This is a genomic window from Proteiniclasticum aestuarii, from assembly GCF_017368455.1.
In the GTDB taxonomy this organism is placed as follows: domain Bacteria; phylum Bacillota; class Clostridia; order Clostridiales; family Clostridiaceae; genus Proteiniclasticum; species Proteiniclasticum aestuarii.
The window spans coordinates 217,511-233,042 of sequence record NZ_JAFNJU010000006.1 but is presented as its reverse complement, the minus strand read 5'-3'; the positions used below and the strand labels follow the sequence as shown (position 1 = coordinate 233,042).

Annotated in this window: 13 protein-coding genes; all 13 read right to left on the bottom strand. The window is 34.8% G+C overall.

Annotated elements, in window-relative coordinates:
- Positions 1-200: 200 nt before the first annotated feature.
- The 13 genes from J3A84_RS09560 to J3A84_RS09500 all read right to left on the bottom strand — a co-directional run bounded on the left by J3A84_RS09560 (position 201) and on the right by J3A84_RS09500 (position 15,484).
- The gene (locus J3A84_RS09560) at positions 201-1,070 is read right to left on the bottom strand and encodes a nucleotidyl transferase AbiEii/AbiGii toxin family protein (RefSeq protein ID WP_207599792.1); all 870 of its coding nucleotides are present in this window, start codon (positions 1,068-1,070) and stop codon (positions 201-203) included.
- Complete coding sequence (locus tag J3A84_RS09555) at positions 1,067-1,666, bottom strand: type IV toxin-antitoxin system AbiEi family antitoxin domain-containing protein (RefSeq protein WP_207599791.1); 600 nt, start codon at positions 1,664-1,666, stop codon at positions 1,067-1,069. The genes J3A84_RS09560 and J3A84_RS09555 overlap by 4 nt, the downstream gene beginning before the upstream one ends.
- Before the next feature lie 271 nt (positions 1,667-1,937).
- The gene (locus J3A84_RS09550; RefSeq protein WP_207599790.1) at positions 1,938-3,683 is read right to left on the bottom strand and encodes a recombinase family protein; all 1,746 of its coding nucleotides are present in this window, start codon (positions 3,681-3,683) and stop codon (positions 1,938-1,940) included.
- A gap of 32 nt (positions 3,684-3,715) precedes the next feature.
- Complete coding sequence (locus J3A84_RS09545; RefSeq protein ID WP_207599789.1) at positions 3,716-4,717, bottom strand: RhuM family protein; 1,002 nt, start codon at positions 4,715-4,717, stop codon at positions 3,716-3,718.
- A gap of 136 nt (positions 4,718-4,853) precedes the next feature.
- Positions 4,854-5,000 (bottom strand): SHOCT domain-containing protein, encoded by a 147-nt coding sequence (locus tag J3A84_RS09540; RefSeq protein WP_207599788.1) that lies wholly within the window; start codon positions 4,998-5,000, stop codon positions 4,854-4,856.
- 30 nt (positions 5,001-5,030) lie between these two features.
- A complete protein-coding gene (locus tag J3A84_RS09535; RefSeq protein WP_207599787.1) occupies positions 5,031-5,330 on the bottom strand; it encodes a plasmid mobilization protein in 300 nt (99 codons plus the stop codon).
- Positions 5,331-5,501: 171 nt separating this feature from the next.
- Positions 5,502-5,858, bottom strand: a complete 357-nt coding sequence (locus J3A84_RS09530) for a hypothetical protein (protein WP_207599786.1) — start codon at positions 5,856-5,858, stop codon at positions 5,502-5,504.
- A gap of 69 nt (positions 5,859-5,927) precedes the next feature.
- Positions 5,928-6,884, bottom strand: a complete 957-nt coding sequence (locus tag J3A84_RS09525) for an AAA family ATPase (RefSeq protein WP_207599785.1) — start codon at positions 6,882-6,884, stop codon at positions 5,928-5,930.
- Between the two features lie 252 nt (positions 6,885-7,136).
- Positions 7,137-8,057, bottom strand: a complete 921-nt coding sequence (locus J3A84_RS09520; protein WP_207599784.1) for a restriction endonuclease — start codon at positions 8,055-8,057, stop codon at positions 7,137-7,139.
- Between the two features lie 61 nt (positions 8,058-8,118).
- Entirely contained in the window at positions 8,119-9,387 is a 1,269-nt protein-coding gene (locus J3A84_RS09515) for a topoisomerase IV (RefSeq protein ID WP_207599783.1), read from the bottom strand.
- Between the two features lie 44 nt (positions 9,388-9,431).
- On the bottom strand, positions 9,432-12,755 hold the full coding sequence (locus tag J3A84_RS09510) for a DEAD/DEAH box helicase family protein (RefSeq protein WP_207599782.1): 3,324 nt from the start codon (positions 12,753-12,755) through the stop codon (positions 9,432-9,434).
- Between the two features lie 43 nt (positions 12,756-12,798).
- Positions 12,799-13,095 carry a hypothetical protein gene (locus tag J3A84_RS09505; protein WP_207599781.1) on the bottom strand — a complete coding sequence of 99 codons (297 nt, stop codon included), beginning with the start codon at positions 13,093-13,095 and terminating at the stop codon, positions 12,799-12,801.
- Complete coding sequence (locus tag J3A84_RS09500) at positions 13,082-15,484, bottom strand: PHP domain-containing protein (protein ID WP_207599780.1); 2,403 nt, start codon at positions 15,482-15,484, stop codon at positions 13,082-13,084. Before J3A84_RS09500 ends, J3A84_RS09505 begins: the two co-directional genes overlap by 14 nt.
- Between the last annotated feature and the right edge of the window lie 48 nt (positions 15,485-15,532).

Here is a 15,532-nt window from a genome sequence, read left to right as displayed (position 1 = left end):
AGCAATATCACCATACTCGATATGGTAAACGAACCAACATGTTCAAGCTTCTTAAGAAACTGAGAACAGCGTGATTATCACGGTGTCTATTTTCTAAATATTAACCAACAGTAAATTGACACGGTCAAAAGATATGGTGAAGTACCAAGAACCATAATATAATTAAACATAATACAATACGTTCTGCTTCAGGTATATTCTTATAGTCTATCTTCTGTTTGTAACTGATCATTATTATTTAGATATTGAGCAACTTCCTGAATATTATTGGTCACTTCTTCAAAACTAATATCAGCTGCATAATTATTTTCTTTTTGATAATTTATCCAAAGCATTTCTAGAGTTTTTTCTTTTTTAATATCCTCACAAATTTCTTGCCAGTCTGCGAGCAGTTCCAATGACCCTCTCTGCTTGGCTGTGTTCCCTACTGCATCAATAAAATCATTTCGACTAATTTCTGATATTCTACTCCTGTACAGCATGTATAAGTCATAATAATCTCTAACCCTTGTTGTTCCAATATTTCTGCGAATAATAGTTTCATACTTCTCGGCTAGTATTGTCTCAAGATTATAAGCCATTACACGTATTTCACGATCCTCTAGCATCAAACGGAAAGAATACTCTATAGCTGATGGCGTAATGATTTCTCCTGTTGTTATATCAATTTTCATAGGGGCAACAATTTTACCGTAGACTGCCTTCAAGTGAACTCGAAAATTTTTATACTCATCATCTTCTCGTATGGGTTCCATTTTTTCATACATGAACTCTATCCCATCTTCAATGTCAATTTGTATCAGTTCTTGAACTGCCTCGCGAATGACAAAATCATCCATCAAGATATTTTTCACAGTTGTATCCATATCTAGTGTGCTTCTGCTCTCAACACCAATCATTGAAGCTATTAACAGACCACCTTTTAATATGAAATTATTTCTGTAACTTGATAAAGATAATCTTTCTAGGATTCTTTCAAACAAATACATCTGTAAGACTTCATGCGGTTTAAGATTTTTATCTTTTGCAATATTCCGTATAACTCCTTTTAGCTGTTCCGGATTTCTCAAGTGAGCACCTCCATATAGGTTCTGATTTTTTCTTCTATACCAAAAATGTTACCGTATTTCAAAACTTTTCTCACATCAGCACTGCTTTTAAAATATTCCTTTATTGCTTGTGTATATAGTTGCATATCAATATGTTTTTTGTGATTTATCAGGTCACATATGCAGCGTTCTTTATCATATAAAATCACTTCTGCCCCCATAGGTGTATGTATTTTTGTTAAACCTACTTCCCACCACTCATGTCTTACATAATGAAACCTTACTTCAGGATGATCTTTCTTGATTCTCGACACATTATAGCCTTGCGGTATAGTTACATCCAACAGACGTGGTACACGATCAGACATACCATGTAAGTATAGGGCTGTACCATAGGAGAACACCATTTTCTCACTGCGCATTTGAAGGAGCTTGTACTCATCCACTAATGTTGAGGATAGAGTATAAATTCCTTGAGATTCTCTGACAAGCAAATCTTGATTGACATAATTCTTTATGATTGTTCTATTAAGACCTGCATCTTCAATCTGCTTCGTTGTAACAATCCCATCTGAGTTTTCAGCTATACTCTTGATGATTAAGTATTTATCATCCATTCTATCACCTGACCTTTATTACTTTCGTGCTTAAATTATATCTATTTAAAGAACGTTTGTAAAGAGTCTCGCTAAGTTTGAATGTTTGGTCACTGGACCAAACATTTGCTCAATCTCATTACTACATAAAATTGCAAGATTTTGACTCATTAATTTTGTAAAAGGTTCAACTATTAATCAAAACACTTACCCGCATAAATCAATCATTCTATTTCTCAATACACCCTAAACCTAGAGTACACAATTTTAGATTAAATTTATAGTTTAGTCATCAAAATAAGAAACCCTGGAAACAGCTCCGAAAGCTCATTCCAGGGTTCTTTTGACCTATTTTCTTTCCAGCCGTACGACAGTCTCCACGTGTGTCGGGTGATAATTGGGAATATGGTTCTTTGCCCATAGTAATCGTCGATTTTGGTCCAGTTTTAAATACAAAAGTTAATTGATGAGGATCTTTTTGACCTTTATCATCAATCCCCCCAAGTATAATCTTCTCAACAATAGATTCAAAGACATCAGCATTAAACGTCTTAAGAGGCTTATTGGCATCAAAGTACTTCCTAAAGCTTTTAAGCCTTGTTTTCATTTCTTTTTCTTCACTAGCAGTTAATGAAAGTTCATTGGTTTCTTTGATCAATCGTTCTTTATCCATATTAAGTTCAAGAAGCTTGTTATCATAATTTTCTCGGTCAATTGCACCATCAAGATGAAGATCAATTAACTTCTTGATTTTTTCTTCCACCCTATTCAGTTCTTTATTAAGTGTTGTTAGCTCTTTTTTACTGGTACTTTCACTTAATGTGTTTTCAATGGTTGATATAAACTCTTCTATGATCACTCTGTTATGCTGGCACATTTCATTAAAAACTTTGACAAAGGCTTCTTCAATAACAGCTTCATGTATACCCTTGCTATCAGGACAATGTTTCTTACCATGCTTACTGGATTTGATACAGTGCCACACAACTTTTTTATTCTTGGTGCCTGAGTTCCATGCTCTTCTGCCAACAGTAGTTTCGCAAAAGCCACACTCGATTTTACTGCTGAAAGTATACTGTCTGCTATAACGCTTTAACCGTCCTTTTTCCATGTTGCAATTACGTTTATTTCTTATGGCTTGAGCTTTTTCAAAGGTCTCTTTACTGACAATGGGTTCATGGTGGTCTTTGATGTAATACTTTTCTTCTTCACCCATATTGTCAAGGCGCTGCTTAGTAATTGGATCAACGGTAAAGGTCTTCCCTAGGAGTAAATCACCCATGTATTTTTCATTCTTTAATATGCCCCTAATGGTACTATCCGGCCAATTGGTACTGCCTCTTTTTGTTTTATAGCCTTTTACTTTTAGTTCATTACCAATAAGCCTAGCACCCTTACCTTGATTATAAGCATCAAAGATAAATCGTACAACTTCAGCTTCTTCTTCATTGATGATAAGCTCTTTGGTTTCTTTGTCGTAGTCATAGCCTAAACAGCCTTGAAAACCAACCAGTTCGCCACGCTTCATTTTCATCTTTAGACCCATCTTGACATTGGTTGAAATACTTTCACTTTCTTGTTGGGCTATTGAAGTTAGAACAGTCATGGCAACTTCACCTTGCATAGAGAAGGTATTAATATTTTCTTTTTCAAATAATACCGCAACATTATGTTTTTTAAGTAGTCTAGTATATTCCAGTACATCCTTTGTATTTCTACCAAACCTTGAGATACTCTTGGTAATAACAAGATCAAATTCACCAGCCATGGCATCCCGAATCATTTCTTGAAAGCCAAGGCGTTTATCTATATTCGTACCACTAATCCCGGCATCAGAATATATTTTTGCCAATTCCCAATTAGGGTTTTCTTTGATTTTCTGCTCATAATAGGCTACTTGAGAATCATAACTAGCCATCTGCTCAGCAGAATCAGTACTGACTCTACAATATGGGGCAACTCTTATTTTTGAAAGTTCTTTGCCCGATGCTCGGTCAAATTTATTCTTTTTAGGTTTTATAACTTCTACTTCTTTCATGAAATCACTTCCTTTGCGGAATCAAAACAGGGTTACTTCTTATGTGTCCATTCATGCTCTTCTAAGTACACATCAAAATCATCTTTTTCAGCTGTAGTTAATCGTTTTTGATTAAACTTCTCATATTCTTTTTCAGCCAGCTCCTTAGCTACTTCATGTGAAATAGTACCTGCACCAGTAAGAATATCTCGCTCATTAAATTTTAGGAAGGCATTGAGCTTTTCCTCCCAATCCTTCATATACATCGGATTACGTCTTTCAGCTTGATCTTCAGCATAATCTAGATACATGGTCACAATACGGTTGAGGGATTTTATTTCTTTTTCCGTCAAATAATTCTTGGCAACGGTAATATCCCCTTTACGCACTTTGTCACCCTTCCAAGTGGTAAGCCCCATATTATCTTTTGAAGCATCAGCTCTTTGTTCAATAAGTTCTGCTGCTGTATGACCATGAATAGCAAAATGAAGCTTGTTTTGGACCGTTGCAAAGAACTTTTTAGCTTCTTCTGATTTTCCATCATAATCTATAGATAAGGCATAAATATCTGTGATTTTCTTATAAAATCTTTTTTCTGAAGCTCTAATATCACGAATACGCTCTAAAAGTTCATCAAAATAGTCATCACCGATGTTACGCATACCTTTAAGACGCTCATCATCCATGGTAAAGCCTTTGACTAAGTATTCATTTAATCGTTCTGTCGCCCATCGTCTGAATTGTGTACCTCTGCTAGAACGTACACGGTATCCAACGGCAATAATCATTTCAAGGTTATAGTGACGTGAATTTCTCTGAACTCTTCTATTTCCTTCAGTTTGAACTTGTAAGTAATTCTTACAAGTTGAATTTTCCTCTAATTCATTTTCTTCATAAATATTTTTTATGTGAAGTGTTATATTTTGAGGCGTTGTTTGATAAAGTTCTGCAATCGCCTTTTGTGTCATCCATACGGTTTCATTTTCAAGTCTTACATCAACTTTGGTTTTTCCGTCTTCCAATTGGTAAATAAGAATGTCTGTTTTGTTTTCCACATTATCCCCCTTTTCCGTAATTTATTAATCAATTCATCAGACACCGTCTGATGTTTTAAGTGAACTATCCGGTAATCCCGGATAGTTCATCAATCTATGTTCCCAATTATCATTTTAATTTTATCACAGTATATAATTAAGTGCCACTTAAACCTCGTTTTATTTTGTATTTTCTTTCCAACTCAACTTTGATCTTGATGAATTCCTTTTCTGAAATCATCTTTTCATCAAGCAGGCTGGAAAGCATAGCTAACTGTATTGTAAACTTCATTAAGTTTTCCATCTGACCCTCCTGCTTGATCTTCATTTCATATTATTTTATGTTCTTAAGAGCCTCCTGTAGCTCTTCTAGTTCTTTGGTGTATTTTGTAAGATTCACCAATTTAATTTTTCCTTGATGACATAACATCACCAAATGATTTAACTCACCTCCAATCTTTGATAGCCTTGCATTTATTTCATGCAAATCATACTGGATTATTTCTTTGTTTAAAGCTTTATCTAGGATATAATCCGTTAATGATTTACATCTACTCTTAGCTGCTAACTTAATAATTTTTGTTCTATCTTTTTCTGTTACGCGTATATTGATTTGCTTGTTTCGCTGTCTCATAATTTTCCTCCTGCAAATGGGTGTGGGCATGCCCACTTTTAAACACTTTGGCTGTACAAAGTGGAAGCTTGCCCCTGTTAAAACAGGGTAAATAAATCCTCAAGCTTCAGCTGCCGTCCAGTAACAAACTAGACGCTTTCAGATTTATTTGGGATATTGAAGATAAAAACATTATGACTTGGTCAGCAAATAATGAACTGTGCTTTTGGACCATTTTTCACCGGTATACTCCGTCATTTTATCTGCAATTTCCTGATAGGATAATTGATTGCACTGATACATTTTAAGAAGTCTCATATGTTCACCAGATGCTCTTGATGATCGTCCAAAATGATCTGGACGTGCCTTTAATTGGTCATTTTCATCAAGCAATGATTTGATATTTTCTTCCAATATCCTCACCGCATTTTCAAGTTGCTTTATAGATTTTTCCTTGAGCTCAAGCTTATGTTCAAGTACTTGGATGTCTTCCCTCGCTTCTTGTAATTCTGCTTTTACTTCTTCTACACCAAATAATTTGCCTAACATATCTTCACCTGCCTTTCAAGGGTGCAAGCGTGCAAAGGTTATAAGCATTGCCCCCTTGCACCCTTGATTTTATAACTGCCATTTCCAACCTTCCTTAGTTTTGATGGATTTCACTTCAAGATTCTTTTTAGCGGTTTTCAGTGTTCTTTGAGAAATCTGATTCTCTTTTGCTCTTTCAACAACATAATCACTGGCCTTCGCACCATCATCAAGCACTTCTTTAATCAGCTTTTCTGCTCGTTTTAGAACGCTTTCCGTTGAACTTCCACCAAGCAATTCATCCAGATCAATGTCATATTCTCCTATCCACGCAAAGCCATTTTCTTCTTCCAGCTTAAATGCAATTTTCTTACCTTCAGGTGCTAAGCTTGATTTAATCTGCGCCATCACTCGAATTGTTGGGTCTGCTCTTACACGCCCTACTAAGAGAACACTTCTAGCGGCAGCTGTAATATCAATAGACCCCAGCCCACGATAAAGCCCTTTTGTACCACCTGCCTTATTCATATGACCAATAATGACAATGGCACAGCCTGTCCTCTCTGCAACACTAGAAAGATTTTTGAAAATGGGTCTAATTTCATTTGCCCTATGCATATCTACACCAGAACCTAAATAAGCCTGTAAGGGATCAATGATGAGTAGCTGAGCACTCGTCTCCATAATGGCTTCTTCAATTCTCTTATCTGATAAAGTCAGCTCCTTATGACTTTCATCAATAACGATTACTTTGGTACAATCAGCACCTGCTGCCAATAATCTTGGTTTAATGGTGTCACTTAAGCCATCTTCTGCTGTTTGATAAATAACATTGCTACATTCTAACGCCTCCTCACTTAAAGGCAATATAGCACCAGTCGTCAAAGCTGATGCAATTGCCAAAATCATGGTCGTCTTGCCCTCCCCAGGATCACCTTGAATAATGGTGATTTTTCCTATGGGAATATAGGGCTTCCATAACCATTTCACTTCTGTTACCTCAACATCACTCATGTTGATGAGTTTTAGTTCATTTTCATGCTCCATTGTTTACCTCCTTTTTTCCCCTCTACTTATAAGCCGATTTTTCGAGGGGTCTGGTCTATACATTTTGTATTTTAATTTTTCCCCCTCACTTATTAGCCGAAAAAACACGAGGGGTGGGCGAAATTTTTTCAAGATTATTTTTCCCCTCACTATTAAGCCGAAAAATCATAGGGGGTGTACGAAAAAAAATACAAAAAAATCCCCCTATCTATAAGCCGAAAATAGATAGGGGGGTGCCGAAATTATTTTGTTTTATTCTCCGTTAAAATAATCTGTGTCAATTTTTTTAATTAAATAGGTATTTTCTACTGAAACACCAAGATCGTGTTCAACCATAAGTGCGGCTAAAGATTTGCCATCAATTAAGACAATTTTACAAGCATGTTGCTTGCTTACATATTCTTTAGCTTCTTTCGTAAAACTTGCTGTTGTTATAAAAGCACCTTTGGATGCACCTTGTCCGGTTAATGCACCAACAAACTTTTGCAGTTCAGGTCTTCCAACTGTCTTTTCAGTATCCCAACGCTTCGCTTGAATATAAATCTTGTCAAAACCTAATTTATCTTCTTTAATGACGCCATCAATACCTTCATCACCAGATTTTCCAAGAACTTGGCTATTTTCAATCTTACTGCCACCATAGCCCATAGAAACCAACAAATCCACTACTAGTTTTTCAAAAAAATCCGGTGATTGGTTCATAACTTCTGTTAATAGATCATCTGCCAAAGTATTAGAAATTGTCTTATAAGCTCTATCCAGCAAATCTTGAGGCGACTCGTCACTACCAATATCAGAAATATCATTGTCAAGAAGTGTATTGTTCGAAGTACTGTTTATAAAATCTTGAAAACCTTCAAACTTCTTGAGATAATTTTGATCCACAACCTCTGGGTTTTCAATCAGTACTTTATGTCCAAGTTCAGTAATTCTAAAACTGGCTCTGGCAGGTGATTCAATCACCTTAGCTTTTTTCAGATACGTCAGTGCCCAGCCTATTCTGTTTTTATAAACCAATTGTTTACCACTTGGCAGCCACTCTTCAAGTTCTTCCTCAGTTAATTGAAACTGCATTGCTAAAACCTTATACATATCCACACGCTTATGGATTTGATTATCCTTTAATAATTCCAATACGGGTTTCATAAATTCATGATATTTTGGTATTGCCATAGAACTCTCGCCTCCTATCTTTTCATATTTTGATATTAATCAATTTCAACCTATAAATGTCCTACTCCGTTGACTCACGCAAGTAATAGTATTTCCCATCTTTGATAATAATCTGAACGTCTTCATCGTATAAATTCTTGGCACTATTGACTACCAATCGGTTTTCAGATCTTTGGCCATTTATTTTATCTAATAATCCGTTTGCAAGCTCCTTGTATTTCAAATCTTCCTTAACAACTCCTAGAGCAGTTGCAAAAAATCCTTTTTTCATAACTCTATTCTTATCAATTTCAATACCAAGCTGCCCGACTTGTTCTTCATGCCATACCTCTAGCATTTTCATCGTTTGATTGGATTGGTTTAAATAGGTATTATAAATAGAATAACTTATTTCATTTGATATTTCGCCTTTGCCTAATAAGTATGTCAACTTGCATATTTCCTCTAAAAGATTGATTAGAATTCTCTGATATTCAGCTAAAATAGAGAACTCATCTACTTTCACTTGATAGGTCTTATAATCCAGTTTATGATTTTTATTTATTAATTCGCTAATCGTTAAGTTCACTTGTTGGAGTAATTGAGTTCCTTCACCTTCTAAGTCGTCCAAAGTCTGCAACTTAAGAATTCTCAACTCATCATTCTCTAGAATTTCCATACTATAATTAGAAATTTTTTCAACTCTTGCAATCAGTGACAAAATACGACTTTTAAATTCACGATTTTGAAAATCACTAATCTGGCTAATGCTATTACTAATACTTTCAAGCTTTGAGCTAATCTCTGTCATGTAATATTGTCCCACGACCAAAGAGCCCACAGACATTATGTTTGCAACTCCATTAGCCATAGTGCTCACTTTCGAGATTTTTTGAGGATTCGTTTTAACAAAATTAGCATGTCCTTTTATGCTATTTTTACCCCTATAAAATCCTCTTGCTGCACCTTTCATTTGTTTTGAATCAACAAGCGTTGCTCCACTAGGTATAACCGCTCTATATAATTCAACTTTATCTAAAGCCATATTATTCATTGTTTTTGCAATCTTATCTGCAGCAGTAGGTATTGTTTCAGAAATTCGTGCAACAACCTTCTTGTCTTTAATCTCAAATAGTGCTTTATCATCAATGAATTGCGTCAATGGCAGTTGCTCTACTTTAACAATATTACTACGCTGAAATAGATCTTCTTCAAGTAAATCTATCTCAACAAGCCCTGTTTCATTGTCGCCTTCATTTTTTGAACTCGTTGTTTCTGTTCTTTTCTTTTGGACAACGAAAATCAAGGCAGCTATTAAGATTGTTATTATTCCGATTAGAAAGTACTCCATGATTTTCACCTCTCATTTTGTGGCATTTAATACTGTTAGGCTTTTTAAACACTCAACCTACCATTAATCTGATCAATAGCACCAATAATTCTCTTTGCCACATCAAGTTTACCATCAAAAAGGTTCATCACATTGCCACGCTTATTAAAGGGATGTTCATTGAGAACCCGCTTGTCTAGGCTACCGTTTTTGATCATATATTTGACCACCAACTTCACAAATTCCATTTGATTGATATTAAGGCTTTCGTCCGATAAGAACTCTGAAAACACTTCATTGGCTGCTTGTGGGTCTAAGCCTACAATTTTACTCACCAGTTTAAGTAGTGGTTCATCACCAAATTCTTTGACATAGTCATCTTTCGTTCCTAGCTCTTGCCATAATACTTTTTCTAGGTATTTAATATCTTCTTCCGTTAAAGAGTTATTATTACGTAGTTTATAGATTACCAGATCATTTTGATGCTCAATCAAATACTTATTCACCTTTTTGCGGTAACTTTGCATGTCATTCACAGAGTACTCGCCTGGGCTTTCTTTGGACTCCATGATTTCATCCGTAAAATTGGTATAGTAGATTTCACCAGATTTGCTGTCTAAGAATTTAATCAATTCTCTAAAGGCTTCACGGACTTCTTCATGATCAAAAATATCTGCTTCTTCCCAGTGTTCATTGGTCTGAACTTTATATATTAAGGCTTCCTGTTTCTTCACCTTTTCAATAGTCCCCTTAAAAGTTAGCTTCTCTGCTGTTGTTACCACTCGGTTTTTCGGTTTTGATGCAGGGACTCTTTTTAAGTCTGCATATTCAATGGTGTACATCAAATAATCAAACCGTTTAGCCAGTTCATCGTCATCTATGGCTGGTACAAGTGGGGCAACGTGTTCTTCCAGTTCTCTGACATCAGCATCTGTTAGACTTTCAAAAGCACTCTCCTGATTGAATTTATGAAGGAATTGAAGCTTCATTCTGGCATTGAATTTCGTTTCATCAACACCCTTCACTTCTTTCAAAATTCCCTCAATCAATGACTTTCTGTGATTTATATACTCATCTGTTTGATAATCCAAGATTTGAAGCTCTTTAACAATGCCTATACGGATATTGAAAAGATTTTCTGTCAGTGATTTCATCATCTTGGCTTCTTTACCGTTTTTATTGGTTCTAAAGAATTCAAAATTCCCACAGTAATCAAAAATTCTAAAGCTTTCTTTATCAATGCCAACACCATACAAATCTTCACACAGTCTGGTTCCACGTCCAATCATCTGCCAAAACTTTGTTTTAGAGCGTATTTTTTTGAAGAAAACAAGATTAAGAATCTCAGGAATATCAATCCCAGTATCCAGCATATCCACAGACACAGCTACTTGTGGCAGCTTAGTTTTTATTTCAAAATCATCCATGGTGCTTTCCACATAATTAATACCGGTATAAACTGGTTTTGCAAAATCACCTTTATATTCCGGATAAAGTGCATTAAAGCGCTTTACTATGAAATCTGCGTGTTTCTTATTCTTAGCAAAAATAATGGTCTTCCCTAATTTGTCGCCACCTTCTACTTTAAGGCCTTTTTCCATCAATTCCTGTATAACCGTATCAATGGTATTGTCATTGAATAAGAATGAGTTTAAAGCTTCGCCACTAATGTCTTTAACATCATCATCAAAGGTTTCTTCAAACAGTTCCTTTTCTTCTTCAGTAAGGTCATCATAATGAATACCTTGTTCTAAAAACTTCATCTTTGTCTCAATGGTATGATAAGGAACCAAATACTCATCTTCTATGGCTTCACCTAACTCATAGGCATAGGTTGGCACATTGTTTTCAAGTTCAAAAATAGTATAGGTATTTTTATCAAGATCGCTTTTAGGTGTCGCTGTTAAACCTAGTAAAATAGAATCAAAGTAATTAAAAATATCCTGATATTTTTTATAAATACTTCGGTGACTTTCATCTATAATAATGAGGTCAAAATGCCCACTGGTAAAGAGCTTTTGGTCTCGTTTATTCTTAACATCGTCAATGGCATTCATCATAGTCGGATAAGTTGAAAAAATCATTCTACTCTCTGGATTGTCTTTACTGTCCAGTAAGTTGCAAAGGGAAAGCTCCGGTAACAACGCCTTAAAGTTCTTCTTAGCCTGTTTCACTAAGGCCGTACGATCTGCAAGGAAAAGAATGTTTTTAACCCATCCCCTTTTAATCAATACATCTACAATGGATATGGCTGTTCTAGTCTTGCCAGAACCTGTTGCCATGACAAGAAGAGCCTTACGATTCCCCTTATCCAAAGTATCACATACAGCTGTAATGGCCATCTTTTGATAGTGACGATTGGTAATATCGTCATTGATAACAGGGTCTTTTAAAGACGATTTGTTTTGTCTCTTGAAATGAAGCCATTCAAGTTCTTCCTTGGTGTAAATGCCTGATACCAAACGCTCCGGATAACTGCGGTCATCCCATAAATAATATTCAAATCCATTGGTATAGAATATCATGGGTCTAAATTTATGTTCTTTTTCTAAACAATCTGCATAACGCTGAGCTTGAATTTGACCCATTCTAGGATTCACAGAGGTTTTCTTAGCTTCAATTACTGCCAGTGGCTTGCCATTGTCTGCATAAAGCACATAATCTACAAAACCAATTTTTGCTTGATTAGGCATACCATCTACTTCAACTTCTTCAAGGCAATCTTTGCCTATAGTCCACCCACTTAACTCAATCTCAAGATCAATGTACATTTTTCTGGTTTTAAACTCAGAAATTTCATCAACCTTAAAATCACGATTTTTCTTATTATCAACACGTTTAGCAGCATTTTCACGTCTTAGGGTTTCATTTTCTTTAATAATTTCTTCAAGTTTACGGTCTTTTGAACCCAGACGCTCATATAAGTCTTTTAGTTCGTCTCTAGTTTTTCTTTCTTTTTCATTATCCCCAAGTAGGCTCTCATCAAAGGTAATCTCTTCATATTCATCTGAATAACAATAGTCAATCCAAGAAATAAACTCAAACAGATTACGAAGGGCAAGTACAGCTTGGTCTCTTGAAATTGGCGTTGCTGAATGCACTGCTTTATTACCAAGCTTTTGAATGTAGGTAATCATCGGGAAAAGCTTGGTATCAATAATGCCTTTAAAACGGTAATCGTGAATTAAAGAAGCAAGGTTATCCTGATAAGGCGCATCTAATTCATGGTCATACGAAAACACCCACTTTACAGCTAATTCTAAGGCTCTACGTGCAAGAATCGCTGTACTGGCATAGGAAACCACTAAGCTCTTTTCTGCTTCGATACAGGCGTATGTAAAGTCCTTATATTTTTCTTCTTTTTTTAGGAAATCAAAGTTGTAGCACATGGTATTCCCCCTTTTTATTTACATTTACTGATTTTATTATTCTTTAATCCTCATCCTTATCAACATCTTGAGCAGTCATAAAATCTTTCAAATTTAAATTATATGTTTCAATTATCTCCGTTATTGTCTCATATATTATTTTTAGTTTTGGGTCTTCAGGCTCATCCAATGAAATATCAATTTCTTTTTCAGTTTCTATAAGAAAAGTAAGTTGCTTAACAAGGTCTGTAAAATCAATGTCATTTTCAGTATTTAGCTCTAGCGATTGTCCTTCCTCAAAATTAAATACAATTTTATTTTCATCAGAATAATATTGTCCTGTTAGTTTAGTTTTTTCCATTCCCAGCCTCCTGTAATAATCGTTGTATATTGTATTTTCTTGATCGATTATCAAAAATATATTCTCCACCATCCAAAGTTTCACAAATTCTTTTCTGTGACTCAATATCTTCAAGTTTCACTTGCTTATAAGAAATCATATTATCAAGATTTTCTGCAATAATAATAGATTCTGCATCTCCGTAGACAACAATTGCTGGGTTATGTGTTATTAAGAAAATTTGCTTCTTAAACTTTATTTTTCTTATTAGTTCAACTAATTGATCAGAAATAAACTTGTTTCCAAGGTTGTCCTCAGGTTGATCAATAATTACTAAACCACATTTAGGATTATTCAATACTACTTTCAGGTATTTTTCAGAATTATAACCTGGACTGTTGCTTTTTGATGTAGTTCCATCCCGATATTCTAGATAGTCAGTTAGTTTAACAAAGCAACTTGCTAATGCCTTTATTTGGCTCTTAATCTTTTTACCAAAATTATCAGCAGAATTGTCTCCATAATTTTTGAGACTTGTTTCGTTATACAAGAGTTCAACAAGTGAATTGTATAAGTCATCCTTTCTATACCCCTTAATACCATCAAGTATACTTTCCTTAATCTCCTTTTCTGGCAGAAGCTCAATACAAAGTTTGCTGTCCTCGTCTAAATCGATTAATTCTGTATGCTCTAACTTTAATGACAATGCACTCTTTACACTACTATTCAGTTGAACAAATGCTTTAAAATGCCCTTTCACTTTGTTAATAATCTCTTGCTTACCCTTTTCAGCTAAAGCCTTTTCTTTTCCAGCAGCATTTAATTTGTCATTCGCACTAGTCACAATATTGTGTGCATTTCCAACAAATTTTGTCATATATTCATGCAGTAGCTTCTTATCCTTCTGTTTACCTTTCAACGTTGAAAGTAAACTTACAAATCCTTCAATTATTGTCTCTTCAGCTTCTTCGATATCTATAGTTGGAGCTTTTTTCAGCTTTGAGATTAATACTTCAATATCTTCAACTACTTTTATTGTCTCATCAAATTTTTCTGTAGAAAAAGTTAACTCTATCAACTTATCCTTATTCATCTTTAAGTGATATTCAGGATTTAACAGTTTATCTATAGTATTATTATGCAAAATAATTGCTTGGTCTGGCTTTATCTCATGAATGTCTTCATAGACTTGATGCAAATCAGAAATCCTTTTATCTAATTCAGTCTGGATTTCGTTAAATTTTGTTTTTGCAATCTGGTATTCTCCAAATTTACCCGCTTTTCTAGCTAAGCTTGACAGCTCATTTCTCTCAAAATAGTTAGCTATTGCGCCTTGATTAATCTGTAGAATATCAGTATTTAAATGGGTCACTGCTTTAGGCATAGCATCTAAACTTGAACTTACTGTGGTCGTAGCGCCTTCAATCGCTGCATTATACTTATCTTCTGATTCTAAAACGTCAATAGATCGTTTAAGAATATCCATCATTAAACTCTTACCACTCGAACGTCCCCCAATAATAACATTTAAGTGAGGGCTAAAATTCAAATTATTATCTGTTAAGAGCATATTGCCCTTAATATTAAGCTCTCTCAAATAATCCCTTGGTATTTTTATCTCCTGAAATTCTTGAGTGGTTTTTATACGGGATTTTGGATCAATGAAAGAAAGTCGAAGCGTTTCATAATTCTTACTACCTTTAATATAATAGAACTCATGATCTCCTTGATCTCCCATATGGCGACATGGATACTTCTCGATATTGTGGTTATCCGAGAATTCTAGATACGCAAAGTCCTCCTTATTTCGAAAGGCTTCAGTTAACCTTACATCAAAATGCTCATTGTATATTTGTCTTCTTTTTTCCTGTACCTTTTCCATTGGACTTTGGAGTAAAATTAGCATTTTCTGTGCAGCTGCAATATCATCCTTAAAAGCGTGAATTATACTTGATGTATTTCCTGCATGAGGTATAAAGAAGTAGTCCAACTCATCAAAGGCACAAATAATATCATCAAACGTTAGTTTCCTATTAAACGCATCACTACCTTTTTCAGCATATTTTGCTTCAAGACTATCATAAATAGCTTTAACGTTATCATAATCATTGCAATTAAATATAAGAAGTGAATGATAAGTTGTTGAACTTCCTAAAATATCTAGTTCCACTCCCGCAAGAAGCAAAGGATCTGTATCACTATTATATTTTTCATAATATTCTTTGTACGCATCGATGTTAATAATATTATGATCAGTTAACGAAAATATTGAAACATCTTGTTCTTTTAGCTTGGTGTACAAGCTATCGATAGAAAAAACGCCTTTATAATCATTGTTCTTTGTCTTCCTACTAAAATCTGTATGAATATGAAGATCTATTTTTAGCCAATCAGAATATAGTTTTGACATTTCTTTTCCCCCTCATTTTGGAAATAAAAGTCTCAATAATCATTGCTT